Origin of the sequence: Serratia montpellierensis (assembly GCF_020858655.1) — a bacterium.
In the GTDB taxonomy this organism is placed as follows: Bacteria; Pseudomonadota; Gammaproteobacteria; order Enterobacterales; family Enterobacteriaceae; genus Serratia; species Serratia montpellierensis.
The window spans coordinates 55,518-70,500 of record NZ_VOSN01000013.1; the positions used below are offsets into that span (position 1 = coordinate 55,518).

The window sequence follows — 14,983 nt, forward strand, 5'->3', positions numbered from 1 at the left end:
CTCAGCCTCCATCGCAACGATGGAGGTTTTTTATTGGGCGGGCGGCAAGCCGTCGACGATGGTAATCATGGCTTCCGCCACGTGGTGCCGCTGTTGTTTTGCCAACTGATAGGCCGGTGAATGGTAGCAAGCCAACGCGGTAGCGTAGTCGTCGAATTCGATCAGCACATGCTTTATGAACGCTGGGCCTTCGAGCGTTTGCGCCTGTTCGCCGCGGGCGAGAAAACGGGCGTTGAACTGGCGAAACGCCTGGGGCGCCAAATCCATATAATGCTGATATTGCTGCGGATCTCTTACGGTGACATGGGCAATCCAATACGCGGGCATTTCAGGACTCCTGCTGCAGAATGCGCTTGGCCAGTGCGGCAGCCTCGGTCAGATGTTCGATGACCTCTTGCCTGGCCTGCGCCGGGTTGTTTTGCTCGATGGCGTGATAGATCCGCGTCATGCGCTCGAAACCGGCCAGCTGACGCTCCGGGGTTTTCAAGGTCAGGGCGCGCAGGCGGCTGATGCGGCTATTCAGGCGTTGAACGATTTCCCAGGCGATGGCGTGATGGGCCACCTGGAAAATGGTTTCATAAAAAGCCTGCGACGCTTCAACGCGCTGAATATCGTCCTGCCCGGCCGAAGCCTGATTAATTGCAATTAATTTTTCATGCAGTTTCTTTTTATCTTCCGGCCCAGCGTTCAAGGCGCAGTCGTGAGCGGCATCCTGTTCAAGCAGCAGACGAATAGTATAAATCTGCTCGGCAATGTCCCAGGTCAAAATAGCGACAATCGGCCCTTTCTTGCCGAGCGTCTCAATGAGTCCCTCCGCTTCGAGATAACGGATCACCTCACGCACCACGCTGCGGCTGACGCCCAGCTCCTCGCACAGGCTGCGTTCCACCAAACGATCGCCGGCCTGAAAATACCCTGAGATAATCGCCTGCCTAATTTTCGCCAATGCCAATTCGCGCAAGGTGACCGGTGCATTCTCAATCTTCAATGATGCCTGAACCATAATTGTCTCTATTTTTTGTGGATCATCATTAATCCGGATAACGACGCGAATTCCCGTTTGCCCGGTACTATTAACATCTTTCCAACCCGCAAAGCAACGGCGGCCGATTTCGCGCCGCATCGCCAAAACGGTGAATGTTGCAGCAGCTCACAAAATCGAAAGATAGCCTAAAAAAACCGCTTTTCGTTGCCGATACCCGCTGGCTCAACGGGTTCGGCACCGGCACAGGTTGCCGAGTGGGGGCGGTCATGGCCGGCGTTTTGCCCTCCGTCAAAGCCCAAGTGAGTTTATTAATGCATTGATTAATAAATGTTATTTTCAATTTATTTTTGCCGTCCCATCGTAAAATAAGAATACCGTATTATGGTATACCAAACTTTGACATGCCAATCTGCCCGATGCTATACCCTCGAATCGTGACACATGGTTAACATTTGATTTACTTTTCGAGGTCCCTTATGCATCAAGACATTCGCAAGACCCTGGTCTCTACCGAAACGATCTACACCGACGGCGGCAAATCGGCGGGCAAACCGCTGGTGATGATCGCCGCCGCGGCGGTCATCAAAAACCCCTGGGCCAGACAAGGCTTTGTCGAGGATCTGGCGCCAAAGATTCGAGAAATGGCGCCGGTGCTGGGTGAGCTGCTGACCGGTTTGATCCTCAAGGAAGCCGGCTCCGGCGAGCGGGTGGAAGCCTTCGGCAAAAGCGCGGTGGTGGGGCTGGGCGGCGAGTTGGAACACGCCTCGGCGTTGATTCACACGCTGCATTTCGGCAACCACTACCGCTCGGCGGTCAACGGCAAAAGCTATCTGGCGTTCAACAATACCCGTGGGCCGGCCAACGCGCCGATTCTGATCCCGATGATGGGGAAAAACGACGAAGGCAGCCGTGAGCACTACCTGACATTCCAGTTCAACATCAACGACGCGCCTTTCGACGACGAGATCGTCATTGCACTGGGCGCGGCGCTGGGGGGGCGGCCGCATCACCGTATCGGCAACCGTTATTTGGATCTGAAAGAGTTGGGCCATGATCAGAACAATCCGGCAGCTGTCTGAGCCCGCTCTGCGGGTGGGGTATCTGGAGGCCGGGCATGGCGAGCCGCTGGTGTTGATCCACGGCGTAGGCATGAACGCGGAGGTCTGGTATCCCCAGCTCGATGCGCTTAGCGCGCGCTTTCGGGTCATCGCCGTCGATATGCCGGGCCACGGCGAAAGCGAAGGCTTCGCCCACGCCGCGACGCTGGAGGATTATGTGCGCTGGATGGCGGCCTTCTTAAACACCCTGGATGCGCCGAGCGTTGCGGTGGCGGGACACTCGATGGGGGCGTTGATCACCGCCGGTTTGGCGATCGATTATCCGGAGCGGGTTAATCGCGCCGTGGTGATGAGCGGCGTGTTTCAACGCACGCCCCAAGCCAGCGCCGCGGTCGCGCAACGCGCCAGCGCGTTGGCCAGCGGCCAGACGCAGCTCGACTCGCCGCTGAGCCGGTGGTTCGGCGCCGATCCTGTCGAACAGCATCTGCGCCGGCAGGTGGGCGGCTGGTTACAACAGGTGGACGTCACGGGCTATGCCCGCGCGTATCAGGCGTTTGCGACCGGCGATCGGGTGTATGCCCAACGTTGGCACCTTATCCGCTGCCCGGTGTTGGTATTGACCGGCGAGCACGACGCCAATTCCAGCCCGGAGATGGCGCGGCAAATGGCGCAGGCCGCCCCGAACGGGCGCGCGGTGATCATTGAGAACGCCAAACACATGGTCAGTTTGACCGATGCGCAACGCGTCAACGCGCTGATGCTCGATTTTCTGACCGCAGAGCAACCTTTGACTGTAGGAGCGGCAAATGGACGCGGATAAACGCAGGCAGTTGCGCGACGCTTTCGGCGCCTTTATGACCGGCGTCACCATTGTAACCTCGGTGGACAAGCAGGGGCGGCCGATTGGCTTCACCGCCAATTCGTTTTCGTCGGTATCGCTGGATCCGGCGCTGCTGTTGGTGAGCATCGATAAGCGTTCGGCGAATCTGGAGCACTTTACCCAGTGCAGCCATTTCGCCATCAATATTCTGGCGGAACGGCAAAAAGAGGCTTCAACCATTTTTGCGCAAAAGAACGAAGACCGCTTTGCGCTGATCGATTGGCGCTGGAGCGCGTCACGGGTGCCACTGATCGATAACAGTTCGGCGTGGTTCGACTGTTCGCTGCATCAGGTGGTGGACGCCGGCGACCATGCCATTCTGATCGGCAAGGTCGAAGGGTTCGAGTCCAACGCGACCGCCGGTCTGGGGTATTACCGCGGCGCATACTTCACGCCTTATCAAAACGCGCAGTCGCTGATTGGCGGGCCGCAGGTGGTGGTGAGCGCGCTGATCGAGTTTGAAGGGCACGCCGTGATGGTGCGGCAAAACGACGGCGGCTATCAGCTGCCGTCCAGCGCGGTGGAGAAACGCAGCGTCAGCGAAACGTTGGGGGATTTACTGCAGCAGTTGGGCATCAACGCCCATCCGGGTTTCGTCTATTCCGTCTACGACGACCGGCAGAAGTACCAGCAACACATCGTTTTTCTGTGCGCGCTGCCGACCGACACCGGCAGCTTGACCCCACAGCTGAGTGCGGCGGAATGGTTCGACATGCCGACGCTGGCGCGGCTGCCGATCAAGGATCCGGCGCTGCGGTCGATGCTGGGCCGGTTCGTCAAAGAAAACGCCGTAGGCAATTACGGTATCTATTATGGCGATGAGCACAACGGTGCCATCAAGCAATTCGCCGGTTGAGGCTGAACGGGAGAGTGTGATGAAACTGTCTTTATTCGTGCATATGGAACGAACGTTACCCGAAGAGTCGCAGGAAAAGCTCTACCAGGAGATGATCGAACTGTGTGAAATCGCCGATCGCGGCGGCATGCACGCCATCTGGACCGGTGAGCACCACGGCATGAATTTCACCATCGCGCCGAATCCGTTCATCAATCTGGCGGACATTGCCCGGCGCACTTCCAGGGTGCGGCTCGGCACCGGCACCATCATTGCACCGTTCAATCACCCGATCCGTCTGGCGGGCGAGGCGGCGATGACCGACATCATCACCGGCGGCAGGCTGGAGCTGGGTATCGCGCGCGGCGCCTATTCCTATGAATATGAACGGCTGATGCCTGGTTTGACCGCTTGGGATGCCGGGCAGCGCATGCGTGAGCTGATCCCGGCGGTAAAAAAACTCTGGCAGGGCGACTATGCCCATCAGGGGGAATACTGGTCGTTCCCGGCGACCACCTCCTCGCCGCTGCCGAAACAGCAGCCGCATCCGCCGATTTGGGTGGCGGCGCGCGATCCCAACAGCCACGAATTTGCGGTGCAAAACGGCTGCAACGTTCAGGTTACGCCGCTGCATCAGGGGGAAGAGGAGATCGTGCGGCTGGTGACCTGTTTCAACGAGGCGCGTGCGCGTTTCGCCGCCGAGCAGCCGCTGAAGATCATGCTGTTGCAGCATGGCTACGTGGCGGAAGACGAGGCGGACGCCCGTCTGGCGGCGGAAGAGCTCAACCGTTTCTACCATTACTTCGGCGCCTGGTTCAAGAACCAACGTCCGGTTCAGCAAGGATTGATTCAGCCGCTCAGCGACGAGGAGATTGCCGCCAATCCCTATTACTCCGCCGACATGATGCGCACCAACCTGGCTATCGGCACCGCCAATGAGGTCATTACGCGGCTGAAAAAATATGAGGCGCTGGGTTATGACGAGTTTGCGTTGTGGATCGACAGCGGCATGAGCTTTGCGCGTAAGAAGGCCTCTCTGGAGCGGTTCATTCGCTGCGTGATGCCGGAATTTCACTAACGGAGGCGCTAATGGAGTCGTTCGAACTTTATATTGATGGTCGGTTTGATGGCGGATCGGCGACCTTTGCCTCGCTCAATCCGGCGACCGGCGAACCCTGGGCGCAGGTGGCGGAAGCGCGCGCCCAGGATGTGGATCGCGCCGTTGCGGCGGCACACCGGGCGTTTCAGGGAGCCGAATGGCGCGACATGACCGCCGGCGCTCGCGGCAAGCTGTTGTTACGGCTGGCCGATTTGCTGGAGCAACACGCCCCCGAGCTGGCGCGGCTGGAGACGCTGGATACCGGCAAGATCATCCGTGAAACCCAGGCGCAGATCGCTTATGTAGCGGAATACTACCGGTACTACGCCGGCCTGGCCGATAAGATGGAAGGCAGCGTGCTGGCGATCGACAAACCCGATATGGAAACCTGGGTTCGACGTGAGCCGATCGGCGTGGTGGCGGCGATCGTGCCCTGGAACAGTCAGCTGTTTCTCGCGGCGGTGAAAATTGGCCCGGCGATCGCCGCCGGCTGCACCCTGGTGGTGAAAGCGGCGGAAACCGCGCCTGTGCCGCTGCTGGCGTTCGCCAAACTGATAGACCAGGCCGGCTTTCCACGCGGCGTGTGCAATGTGATCACCGGCTTTGCCGCCGAATGCGGTGCGGTGCTGACGGCGCATCCGCAGGTAGACCACATCGCCTTTACCGGCGGCGCGGAAACCGCGAGGCATATCGTTCGCGGCAGTGCGGAAAATCTCGCCAGCACCTCGCTGGAGCTGGGCGGAAAATCGCCGTTTATCGTCTTCGACGACGCGGATCTGACCAGCGCGGCGAATGCGCAGGTGGCGGCCATTTTCGCCGCGTCGGGTCAGAGCTGCGTAGCCGGTTCGCGCCTGCTGGTGGCGGAAAGCATCAAAGACGCGTTTTTGGCCCGGCTGACGGAGAGGGTGCGTAGTATCCGCATCGGGCCGCCGGATCGCCCGGACACTCAGTTCGGGCCGCTTTGCACCCGGCAGCAGCAAGCACGGATCGCCGCCATCGTCAGCCGCTCGCTGGAGCAGGGGGCGAAACTGGTGATTGGCCATGCGGCGATCGATTCACCGGGATTTTACTACCCGCCGACGATCGTCGATTGCAGCGCGCAACCCGACGCCGAGTGCGTGAAGCAAGAGCTGTTCGGCCCGGTGCTGTCGGTGTTGACCTTCAGGGACGAAGCGGAGGCCATCCAGCTTGCCAATGATTCAGCCTATGGCCTGGCGGCCGGCATTTTCACGCAGAACCTGACGCGCGCGCACCGGGTGACCCGTCGCCTGCGGGTGGGCGTGGTGTGGCTCAATACCTATCGAGCGGTATCGCCGCTGGCGCCGTTCGGCGGTTACGGCAAGTCGGGGTTTGGCCGCGAGGGCGGGATTGACGCCGCGCTGGAATACACCACCAGCAAGACGGTATGGCTGCGCACCAGTGACGATCCGATAGACGATCCCTTCGTCATGCGCTGAGCCAGCGCAATCAGGCGCGATCTCGGATCGCGCCCGGCAACCCAGTTTTCATCGTGTTAAAACCGGCGATCGCAATGTCGCCGGGGCAAACGCACGCTTTTTTCGACGTATTGGCACCCTACACGCTGTAAAAAATAATAATCCAGGTTAACCGGGGGATATATGAATTCTCAGCCAGAGCAGACCGCGTTTATTGAAGACAAGTCGATCGATTTTGTTCCCGCCGGGGAGCGTCATGGCCATGCCCGCAGCCTGTTCACCCTGTGGTTTTGCACCAACATTGCGCCGCTGGCGGTCGTGACCGGGGCCATCTCCACGCAGACGTTTCATCTCGATATTCTCTCGGCGCTGAGCGCGATTATCGCCGGCCACCTGTTCGGCGGCATTTTTCTGGCGCTGACCTCGGCCCAGGGGCCGCAGGTCGGGATACCGCAAATGGTGCAGAGTCGGGCGCAGTTCGGCCGCTATGGGTCGCTGTTGGTGATCGTGTTCGCCACGGTGATCTATCTGGGATTCTTCATTTCTAACATCACGCTCTCGGGCAAGGTCATCCATAACGTCATCCCGTCATTGAACATGGGCGCGGCGACGGTGATTGGCGCGGTGCTGGCGACGCTGATCGGGGTGGTGGGTTACCGTTTCATCCATAAGATCAACAAAATCGGCGCCTGGGTGATGGGCAGCGCGTTGATTCTCGGGCTGGTATTGATGTTTTCTCAACCGCTGCCGGCGGATTTTTGGCAGCGGGGATCGTTCAGCATTGCCGGTTGGTTCGCCACGTTCTGCATCGGCGCCGTCTGGCAAATCAGCTTCTCGCCCTACACGTCAGACTATTCGCGCTACCTGCCGGCGGAAGTCGGCATCGCCAAACCCTTCCTGTATACCTACTTCGGCGCCTGCAGCGGCACCATTTTGGCCTTTGTGTTCGGCATGGTGGCGGTCAATCTGGTCGCCGGCAGCGACGATGCCATGGAGGCGGTGCGTCAGGCGACGGGAGGGTTGGGGCCGGTGCTGATGGTGTTGTTTCTGATCAACATCATCTGCCATAACTCGATGAATTTGTACGGTGCGGTGCTCTCGTTGATTACCGCCGTACAAACCTTCTTGCCGCAGTGGATGCCGAATGCGCGTATACGCACGCTGTTCTCGACATTGATTCTGCTGGGATCGGTATGGGTGGCGTTGGTCGCCTCGGCCAACTTCGTTCATCTGTTCCTGAACCTGATCTTTGCCTTGATCTCGGTGTTGATCCCGTGGTGCATGATCAATCTGATCGATTTTTACCTGCTTAACCGCCAACGCTATGACATTTCGGCCATTTTCAGCGCTGACGGCGGGCGCTATGGCCTGCTTAACACCCGCGCGCTCGGCGTTTATTTCGGCGGTATTGCGGTGCAGGTGCCTTTCGTTGAGAACGCGTTCTTCTCCGGCCCCTATGCCAATCTGATCCCGGGCGCAGACATTTCCTGGGTGATCAGCATGGTGCTGACCGGTATCGCTTACCCATTGTGTTGCTCACGGCGGGCTAACTGGGCGGTGCAGTTATAATTCGCGTGTATCACTGGTCAGCATAAAGTCCGGTTTGAGTGATATGATAAAGTAATATTTAGAACAGGATGTTTCTAATTTTTTAATTTATTAAATTAGATAATAATCATATGAAATGGCTAAATGGATTTGGGCTAACTTATGATTGTTATATTAATGTTGCTGCTCATGGTGTTTTATATATCTCTAGCTTATGAGTTTAGAAGAATGAAAAAGCGGAGAATATATGCCTGGCATAAAAGGAAAAGAAAGAAGTCGGTTAAGCGATTAATCAACATGCTCTTATTTAAATAATTTTCCGGAGCAATCTTTACAGGGATAGCACGATGCTCTGAGAGATCTCTTTCCCTGATGATTGTTTGTCTTGCTGCGTTGATATCGCATCGGATTGGCACCGTCGCAATATCAGCCTGCGGGGAACAGCCGCTGCTGCCAATCCGTCAGTTGCGCCAGTGTCATGGGCTTGGCGGCAATGATTGCGCGATTTTCCAAGGCAATTTCCCGGGCACGCTGCAACGATTCGGTGCTGAGGTGCTGCAAGTTTTGTTGCGTCACCTGTTGTATTTGCGCCAGTTCACCCGCGCTAACGTGCGGCAGCTCATGACTCATCTGTAATAAGAATTCGTCGGTTAACTGCCGTAGCTGTTCAACGGTGAACGTCGGGGATTGCAGCGCGAACAGCAGGCCTTCGGCATCGGCGCAGCGGTGGAAGGCGCATTGCACCACGTAGCCCACGTTGCGATCCACGCGCAGCCGCTGAAAATAGCGCGGCGCGTAAAGCTGGGCCAGCACGCGCAGCGCCCAACGGCCTTCGGCTTCGCCGTTTGGCAGCGGGTAAAACTGCAGTAAGGCGCTTTCGGCGCCGCTTTCCGTCAGCGTGACGGGGCGCTGATGCTGATGTGTCGGCAGCGGCGGCTCCGCGGCCACGGAAAAGGGGAAGTCGTACAGCAGGTGCGACAGCTGCCGTTTTAACTCGCCATCGCCGCCGATCAAGGTGGCATGCCATTGCGCCGCTGCGGTTGGTGCACTGAGCGCCGCCGGCAATTGCGCTAACAGGCGGCGAATGGCGATATCGCTTTGTTCTTTCAGCTGCGTATGGCGCAGGTTCCTCGCCGCTTCGCTGAGGATAGCCTGCGGCAACGCCGCCAGCGCTCGGTTCACCTCGCTCAGCCCGTGGCAGAGCAGCGCGTGGCTGCCCGCCAGTTGCAGCAGCCACACGCCCTGGTGGCGTTCGAAGCTTAAATGACCCTCCCGATGCGCCAGCTCGGCCGCCCCGGCGCGCAGCGCCGCCTGTAAGCCGTAAGCCTGTTCATCACTAAAGGGGCTGGACGGCACCGGCCGCAGCAGCAGCACCGGCTGCGCTTCGCCGGGGAGCAGATGCCGCAGCGGCGCCAGGCCGGAAGGCAATCTCGGGCTTGGCAGCGCCGCCGAGGAGGAGAAAAAGTGGAAAGGTTCCGCTGCAGGCGTCAGCGCGGCGCCGGCGAAGGGGCCAAGCGCCAGCGGCAGCCCTTGAATTTCACGGGTTTCGCCGTCACCATCGGATCGCACTGCCAGGCGACGACGCGGCGCGCAAATCAGCGCCGCAATATGCCGCGGCCAATCGTCGTTCGGTTCCGCCGGCGGCAGCCCTAGCGCTCTGGCACGCAGCTGGTCAAGCGGCGTCAAGCGGTGGAAATCGCGATTTGCCAGGTGTTCGTAATGCGCAAGCTGAGCCGGTGCCAGCACCTGCAGCGCCCGTAGCCACGCCAGCAGCGCGCTTTCGATGTGGGCAGCTTCAGCGGCTGAACCGTGATTGACGGTAAAGATAAAACTCAGTAGGGCGTTGTTCTCACTGCAGCGCGAATAATCCAGCCGAACGGCGTCACACCACGCCTGCGCACGCAGCCGGGCCAGCAGCCCGCCGGGGGCTTCGTCCTGCAGCAGGCCCTCCAGCCGCCGCAACCAACCGCGTGAATGGGAACGCGGCAGGGCAAACACCAATCTCAGCTGCGGCGTGCCGGGAAGAGACAGGGTGTAATCTTCCGCAGCGGTCAGCGGCGGCAATGCCTCGTGTGGTGTGGCGCTGCCCGATGGCAAGCGGCTGCCGTAGCACTGGGCCAGCGCATGCAGCTGTACCAGCGACTGCGGGCCTTGCAGCCACAGCGTCATGTTTGGCGCGCGAAAATAGCGCTGGTGAAACTGCCGCAGCGCCTGCTGCAAGGCGGAAATGTCGTTGCCGAACGCGGCGCGGCTGCCGATATGAAAGCGGTGCATTGCGTCCAGGCCACCGAACATCTGCCGCTGTGCGGCTTCGCAGCGGGTTTCCACCTCGGCGCGCAGCAGGCGATATTCAGCGTCGATGACCTCAACCTCTTGTGCGATCGCCTCGGCCGCCAGCTGTGGAGCGGCGAGCATGTCGCTCAGCCGTGCCAACCCTTGCGCCAAATGTTCGGTGCCCACCTCGAAGAAGAATGCGGTTTGGGTGGCCTGGGTGGTGGCGTTCAGTCGGCCAGCCACCGACGGTACCCAGCCCATCAGGCCATCTTGCGCGCTGAAGTTCGCGCTGCCGCGAAACAACATATGCTCAAGCAGGTGCGCCAGGCCCGGCCAGGCGACGGGCGCCTGAAAACTGCCCGCTTCAATGCGCACCAGCGCGGCGGCGCCGGCGGCGGCAGGATCGCTTATCGCCTTGACGGCCAAGCCGTTGTCGAGCTGCCAAGAGGCGCCGGCGAGTGCCATCGTCAACCCTTGAAGATCAGACGGGAGTTGGTCTGATTGCGAAAACGCAGCTGATCGATACCGATCTGCGAACGGTTCGCCGCTTCCCGCGCCGCCAGAATGGTGCCGTGGTGCGGCGATTTGCCGCATACCGGATCGGCGTTGTCGGCGTTGCCGGTCAGCATGAACGCCTGACAGCGGCAGCCGCCGTAGTCTTGCTCTTTCTCCGAGCAGGAACGGCAGGGCTCCGGCATCCAGTCATAGCCGCGATAGCGGTTAAAACCGAACGAGTGGTACCAGATATGCTGCAAATCGTGCTCCAGCACCGACGGGAAGGCGATCGGTAACTGACGAGCGCTGTGACAGGGTAACGCCATGCCTTCCGGCGTCACGCTCATGAAGATGGCGCCCCAGCCGCCCATGCAGCCTTTAGGGCGCTCCTCGTAGTAGTCCGGCGTGACGAACAGCAGGTTGGCCAGCTTGCCCTCGGCGGCCATGCGTTCGCGGTAGCGTTTCACCACCGCTTCCGCGTCGGCGATCTGCTCGCGGGTCGGCAGCAGGCCCTCGCGGTTGAGGTGCGCCCAGCCGTAGAACTGGCAGGTCGCCAGCTCGACGTCGTCGGCGTCCAACTGGATCGCCAGTTCGATAATGCGGTCGATCTGGCCGATATTATGGCGATGCAGCACGAAGTTGAGCACCATCGGATAGCCGAGGGCCTTGACCGCCTTGGCCATGGCCAGCTTCTGCTGAAACGCCTTGGCAGAGCCCGCCAACGCGGCGTTCAGCGTTTCGTCGCTGGCCTGAAAGCTGATCTGGATATGGTCCAGCCCGGCGTCGGCGAAGGTCTGCAGCTTCTTCTCGGTCAGGCCGATGCCGGAAGTGATCAGGTTGGTGTAAAAGCCGAGATCGCGCGCGGCGGCGATCAGCTCGGGCAGGTCTTTACGCACCAGCGGCTCGCCGCCGGAAAAACCGAGCTGCACGCTGCCCATCGCCCGCGCCTGGCGAAACACCTCGATCCACTGCGCGGTGGTCAGTTCTTTTTCCTGCGCGGCAAAATCGAGCGGGTTGGAGCAATAGGGGCACTGCAGCGGGCAGCGGTAGGTCAGCTCCGCCAGCAGCCAGAGCGGCGGGTTCACCGCCGGCGCGCGTGCTTCAGTCACGGAAGGTCACCCATTTTTGTTCATAGGCGCGCTGGAAAAATTCCAGCACGTCATCTGCTAACCCCTCGGCGCCGGGGAAGCGGGCGTTCAGCTGCGCGATGATTCCGTTCAGCGTGGTGTGGCCGTCGACCAACTGCAAGATGGCGGCGGCGCTGTCGTTCAGCTTGGCCATGCCTTCCGGGTAGAGGATCACATGGCTGTTTTGCACCTGCTCCCATTGCAGGCGGTAGCCGCGGCGGAAGACGGGGGTGTGCTCAGGGTTCAGCGTCATTACACCAGCCTCTGGTTGTGCCAGACCCGCGCGGCGGTCACGCTGTGGTAAGGCGGGCGGTTCAGGGTATAGGCCATGCTCATGGTGTCCAGCATGCTCCACAGAATATCCAGCTTGAACTGCAGGATCTCCAGCATGCGCTGCTGCTTTTCAACGGTGTCGCAATAGTCCAGCGCCAACGCCAGGCCGTGTTCCACATCGCGGTTGGCCTGGCCGAGGCGGCTGCGGAAATAATCGTAACCGGCGGCGTCGATCCACGGGTAGTGCTGCGGCCAGCTGTCGAGGCGCGATTGGTGGATTTGCGGCGCGAACAGTTCGGTCAGCGAGCTGCAGGCCGCTTCCTGCCAGCAAGCGCGGCGAGCGAAATTGACATAGGCGTCCACCGCAAAACGCACGCCCGGCAGCACCAACTCTTCAGAGAGCAGGGTGTCGCGCTGCAGCCCGACGGCTTCGCCCAGGCGCAGCCAGGCTTCGATGCCGCCTTCGCTGCCGCCGTAGCCGTCGTGATCCAGGATACGCTGCACCCATTTGCGGCGGGTTTCCGGCTGTGGGCAGTTAGCCATGATCGCCGCGTCTTTGATCGGAATGCTGGTCTGGTAGTAGAACCGGTTGGCCACCCAGCCCTGGATCTGCTCGCGGGTCGCTTCGCCGTTGTGCATCGCGATGTGGTACGGGTGGTGGATATGGTAATAAGCGCCTTTGGCGCGCAGCGCCGCTTCAAACGCCTGTGGGTCAAGGGGGAGTGGTTGCGTCATGGCGGTTCCCTACAGTTCGATATTCATGCCGTCCCAGCTCACTTCAATGCCGGCGGCGGTCAGGCTTTGCCGCTCTACCGAGTCTTCATTGAGGATAGGGTTGGTATTGTTAATGTGGATCAGGATTTTGCGCCTGGCGGGCAAGGTGGCGAGCAGAGCCGCCAGCCCGTGTTCTTCCGCCAGCGCCAGATGCCCCATGTCCTTGCCGGTATTGCGGCCCACGCCGGCGTTGGCCAGTTCGTTGTCGCGCCACAGCGTGCCGTCGATCAGCAGGCAGTCCGCGCGGCGCAGCCACGGCATCAGCGCCTCGTCCGGCTCACCCAGGCCCGGTGCATACAGCAGCCCGACCCCGCGTGCGCTATCTTCGATAAACAGCGCCACGTTGTGGCCCGGCAACGGACGATCGCGATACGGCGAATAGGGCGGCGCGTTGCTGAGCAGCGGAATGGCGGTAAAGCGCACGGTCGGGCAGACCGCCGTGTGGAACGGCTCACCGGGCGTCACCGGGTGGTGAATCAGCCCGCCGTTCCAGTGGGAGAGGATGGGAAACACCGGGAAGCCGGTGCTGAGATCGTCATGTACTTCAGGCGTGCACCAGACGTGATGCGGACAGCCCTCACGCAAATTGAGTAAGCCCGCGCTGTGATCGATCTGGCTGTCGGTCAGCACGATCGCGCCGATACCGGTGCCGCGCAGCACGTCGGGATTATTCAATTCGGGCGAGGCCAACAGCTGATGGCAAATGTCCGGGGAAACGTTGCACAGCACCCAGTTTTTACCGTCATCATCACTGATGGCGATGGAAGACTGCGTGCGGCGCGTGGCGTTGATGCTGTGGTCGCGAACGCCCCGGCAGTTTTCGCAGTTGCAATTCCACTGGGGAAAGCCGCCGCCCGCCGCCGAGCCGAGAACTTTTATCTGCATGTCTAAACCAGAAAGAGAGGGAAAGAAATGCCCGCGCGAAAGGCGGGCAGACGGGCGATTAACGGTTGGAAATGTACAGCGTCACTTCCAGCCCCAGGCGCAGGTCAACAAACTCAGGTTTAGTCCAGGTAGTCATAGCGGTGCTCCTTAGCATGCATCGTAAAGTATCGAGACCAATGAGAAGCGTTCTCATTCGGCCGGCCCAATGTTGACGAAATGTGACGGAGATCGCAACCTTTAAAGCGTAACCGGGTTATTCACCCCAGGTGGCGGCGAGCACGTTCAGCCAGTTGCGCCAGGTCAGCTTCTCCAGCAGCCGGTTATCGAACCCGGCCTGTGCCAGCGCCTGCGTCAGCAGCGGCAGGCCGCCGACATCCGCCAACGGTTGCGGTACGTTGACCCCGTCAAAATCAGAGCCAAATCCCACGCGGTCTTCACCAAGTTTAGCGATCAAATACTCAACGTGTTTAACAATTTCTGTTAAGCCGGTTGTTGCACTGTCACGTTTGCCGTCCGCGCGCAGGAAGGCGGTACCGAAATTGACGCCGACCATCCCGCCGCTCTGGGCGATGGCGTCCAGCTGCGCGTCGGTCAGGTTGCGCGGCTGTCGGCAGAGGGCGTGGGCGTTGGAGTGGGTGGCGACCAGCGGCGCGCGGCTCAGCGCGGCGGTTTGCCAGAAGGTTTTCTCGTTCATGTGCGAGACGTCGATCATGATGCGGCGGCGGTTACAGGCGCGGATCAGCGCCTCGCCGGCCGGCGTCAGGCCGGGGCCGGTATCGGGTGAGCCGGGGAACGGCCCGCTGACGCCGGTGCCGAAGGCGTTCGGCAGATTCCAGAATGGCCCGATGCTGCGCACGCCCAGCCGGTAGAAGGCCTCCAGCTGTGTCAGCTCCGCATCGATCATGCCGGCGCCTTCAATATGCAGCACCGCGGCGATTTGCCGGTTGAGGCGGCACTGTTCTATTTCGGTGGCGGTGCGACAGATGCGCAGCTGCCCCTGAGAAGCCTGCTCCAGCTGCTGCAGGATGGCGATTTGCCGTTCGGCGATCGCCAGCGGATCGAAGGTGGCCTGCGCCTGGTCCTGCGTTTGGTTACGCATCTGGGCGATGTAGCTGACCGGGGGAATAAATACCGCGAACAGTCCGCCGAAAAATCCGCCGCGTCGCATACGGGCGAAATCGAGGTGGCCCGGCGTGACGCGGGAATAGAAGGCGGTGGCCGGATCGTCATCGTGCTGCAGCCACAGATTGAGCAGCAGATCATTATGGCCGTCGAACACCGGCCAGAGAGGGGGAAGCGTCATGGGCGTTTCAC

General features: G+C 60.5%; 15 protein-coding genes. 6 read left to right on the forward strand and 9 right to left on the reverse strand.

Annotated features, from left to right (window positions below; translation table 11 throughout):
- Positions 1 to 30: 30 nt before the first annotated feature.
- Positions 31 to 327 carry a DUF1330 domain-containing protein gene (locus FUU19_RS12120; protein ID WP_141968913.1) on the reverse strand — a complete coding sequence of 99 codons (297 nt, stop codon included), beginning with the start codon at positions 325 to 327 and terminating at the stop codon, positions 31 to 33.
- 1 nt (position 328) lies between these two features.
- Entirely contained in the window at positions 329 to 1,123 is a 795-nt protein-coding gene (locus FUU19_RS12125) for a GntR family transcriptional regulator (protein WP_230489775.1), read from the reverse strand.
- 338 nt (positions 1,124 to 1,461) lie between these two features.
- On the opposite strand from FUU19_RS12125, the gene FUU19_RS12130 reads away from it, so the two are divergent.
- The 6 genes from FUU19_RS12130 to FUU19_RS12155 all read left to right on the forward strand — a co-directional run bounded on the left by FUU19_RS12130 (position 1,462) and on the right by FUU19_RS12155 (position 7,862).
- Positions 1,462 to 2,064, forward strand: a complete 603-nt coding sequence (locus FUU19_RS12130) for an amino acid synthesis family protein (protein WP_043137410.1) — start codon at positions 1,462 to 1,464, stop codon at positions 2,062 to 2,064.
- A complete protein-coding gene (locus FUU19_RS12135; protein ID WP_202669484.1) occupies positions 2,036 to 2,863 on the forward strand; it encodes an alpha/beta fold hydrolase in 828 nt (275 codons plus the stop codon). Before FUU19_RS12130 ends, FUU19_RS12135 begins: the two co-directional genes overlap by 29 nt.
- Entirely contained in the window at positions 2,850 to 3,779 is a 930-nt protein-coding gene (locus FUU19_RS12140; protein WP_202669485.1) for a flavin reductase family protein, read from the forward strand. Before FUU19_RS12135 ends, FUU19_RS12140 begins: the two co-directional genes overlap by 14 nt.
- 19 nt (positions 3,780 to 3,798) lie before the next feature.
- On the forward strand, positions 3,799 to 4,836 hold the full coding sequence (locus tag FUU19_RS12145) for an LLM class flavin-dependent oxidoreductase (protein WP_141968907.1): 1,038 nt from the start codon (positions 3,799 to 3,801) through the stop codon (positions 4,834 to 4,836).
- Positions 4,837 to 4,847: 11 nt separating this feature from the next.
- Positions 4,848 to 6,314 carry an aldehyde dehydrogenase gene (locus tag FUU19_RS12150; RefSeq protein ID WP_141968905.1) on the forward strand — a complete coding sequence of 489 codons (1,467 nt, stop codon included), beginning with the start codon at positions 4,848 to 4,850 and terminating at the stop codon, positions 6,312 to 6,314.
- Positions 6,315 to 6,476: 162 nt separating this feature from the next.
- Positions 6,477 to 7,862 carry a purine-cytosine permease family protein gene (locus FUU19_RS12155; protein WP_141968903.1) on the forward strand — a complete coding sequence of 462 codons (1,386 nt, stop codon included), beginning with the start codon at positions 6,477 to 6,479 and terminating at the stop codon, positions 7,860 to 7,862.
- Positions 7,863 to 8,267: 405 nt separating this feature from the next.
- On the opposite strand, the gene pqqF is transcribed toward FUU19_RS12155, so the two are convergent.
- The 7 genes from pqqF to FUU19_RS12190 all read right to left on the reverse strand — a co-directional run bounded on the left by pqqF (position 8,268) and on the right by FUU19_RS12190 (position 14,972).
- Positions 8,268 to 10,580 carry a pyrroloquinoline quinone biosynthesis protein PqqF gene (gene pqqF, locus FUU19_RS12160; protein ID WP_230489779.1) on the reverse strand — a complete coding sequence of 771 codons (2,313 nt, stop codon included), beginning with the start codon at positions 10,578 to 10,580 and terminating at the stop codon, positions 8,268 to 8,270.
- Positions 10,581 to 10,582: 2 nt separating this feature from the next.
- Positions 10,583 to 11,719 (reverse strand): pyrroloquinoline quinone biosynthesis protein PqqE, encoded by a 1,137-nt coding sequence (gene pqqE / locus FUU19_RS12165; RefSeq protein ID WP_141968899.1) that lies wholly within the window; start codon positions 11,717 to 11,719, stop codon positions 10,583 to 10,585.
- Positions 11,712 to 11,990 (reverse strand): pyrroloquinoline quinone biosynthesis peptide chaperone PqqD, encoded by a 279-nt coding sequence (gene pqqD / locus FUU19_RS12170; RefSeq protein ID WP_016927749.1) that lies wholly within the window; start codon positions 11,988 to 11,990, stop codon positions 11,712 to 11,714. Before pqqD ends, pqqE begins: the two co-directional genes overlap by 8 nt.
- The gene (gene pqqC / locus FUU19_RS12175; protein ID WP_230507134.1) at positions 11,990 to 12,745 is read right to left on the reverse strand and encodes a pyrroloquinoline-quinone synthase PqqC; all 756 of its coding nucleotides are present in this window, start codon (positions 12,743 to 12,745) and stop codon (positions 11,990 to 11,992) included. Before pqqC ends, pqqD begins: the two co-directional genes overlap by 1 nt.
- Positions 12,746 to 12,754: 9 nt before the next feature.
- On the reverse strand, positions 12,755 to 13,669 hold the full coding sequence (pqqB, locus tag FUU19_RS12180) for a pyrroloquinoline quinone biosynthesis protein PqqB (protein WP_230489781.1): 915 nt from the start codon (positions 13,667 to 13,669) through the stop codon (positions 12,755 to 12,757).
- Positions 13,670 to 13,727: 58 nt separating this feature from the next.
- The gene (pqqA, locus tag FUU19_RS12185) at positions 13,728 to 13,805 is read right to left on the reverse strand and encodes a pyrroloquinoline quinone precursor peptide PqqA (RefSeq protein WP_004937827.1); all 78 of its coding nucleotides are present in this window, start codon (positions 13,803 to 13,805) and stop codon (positions 13,728 to 13,730) included.
- A 117-nt stretch (positions 13,806 to 13,922) separates the two neighbouring features.
- Positions 13,923 to 14,972, reverse strand: coding sequence for a dipeptidase (locus FUU19_RS12190; protein ID WP_230489782.1), 1,050 nt, complete (start codon positions 14,970 to 14,972; stop codon positions 13,923 to 13,925).
- Between the last annotated feature and the right edge of the window lie 11 nt (positions 14,973 to 14,983).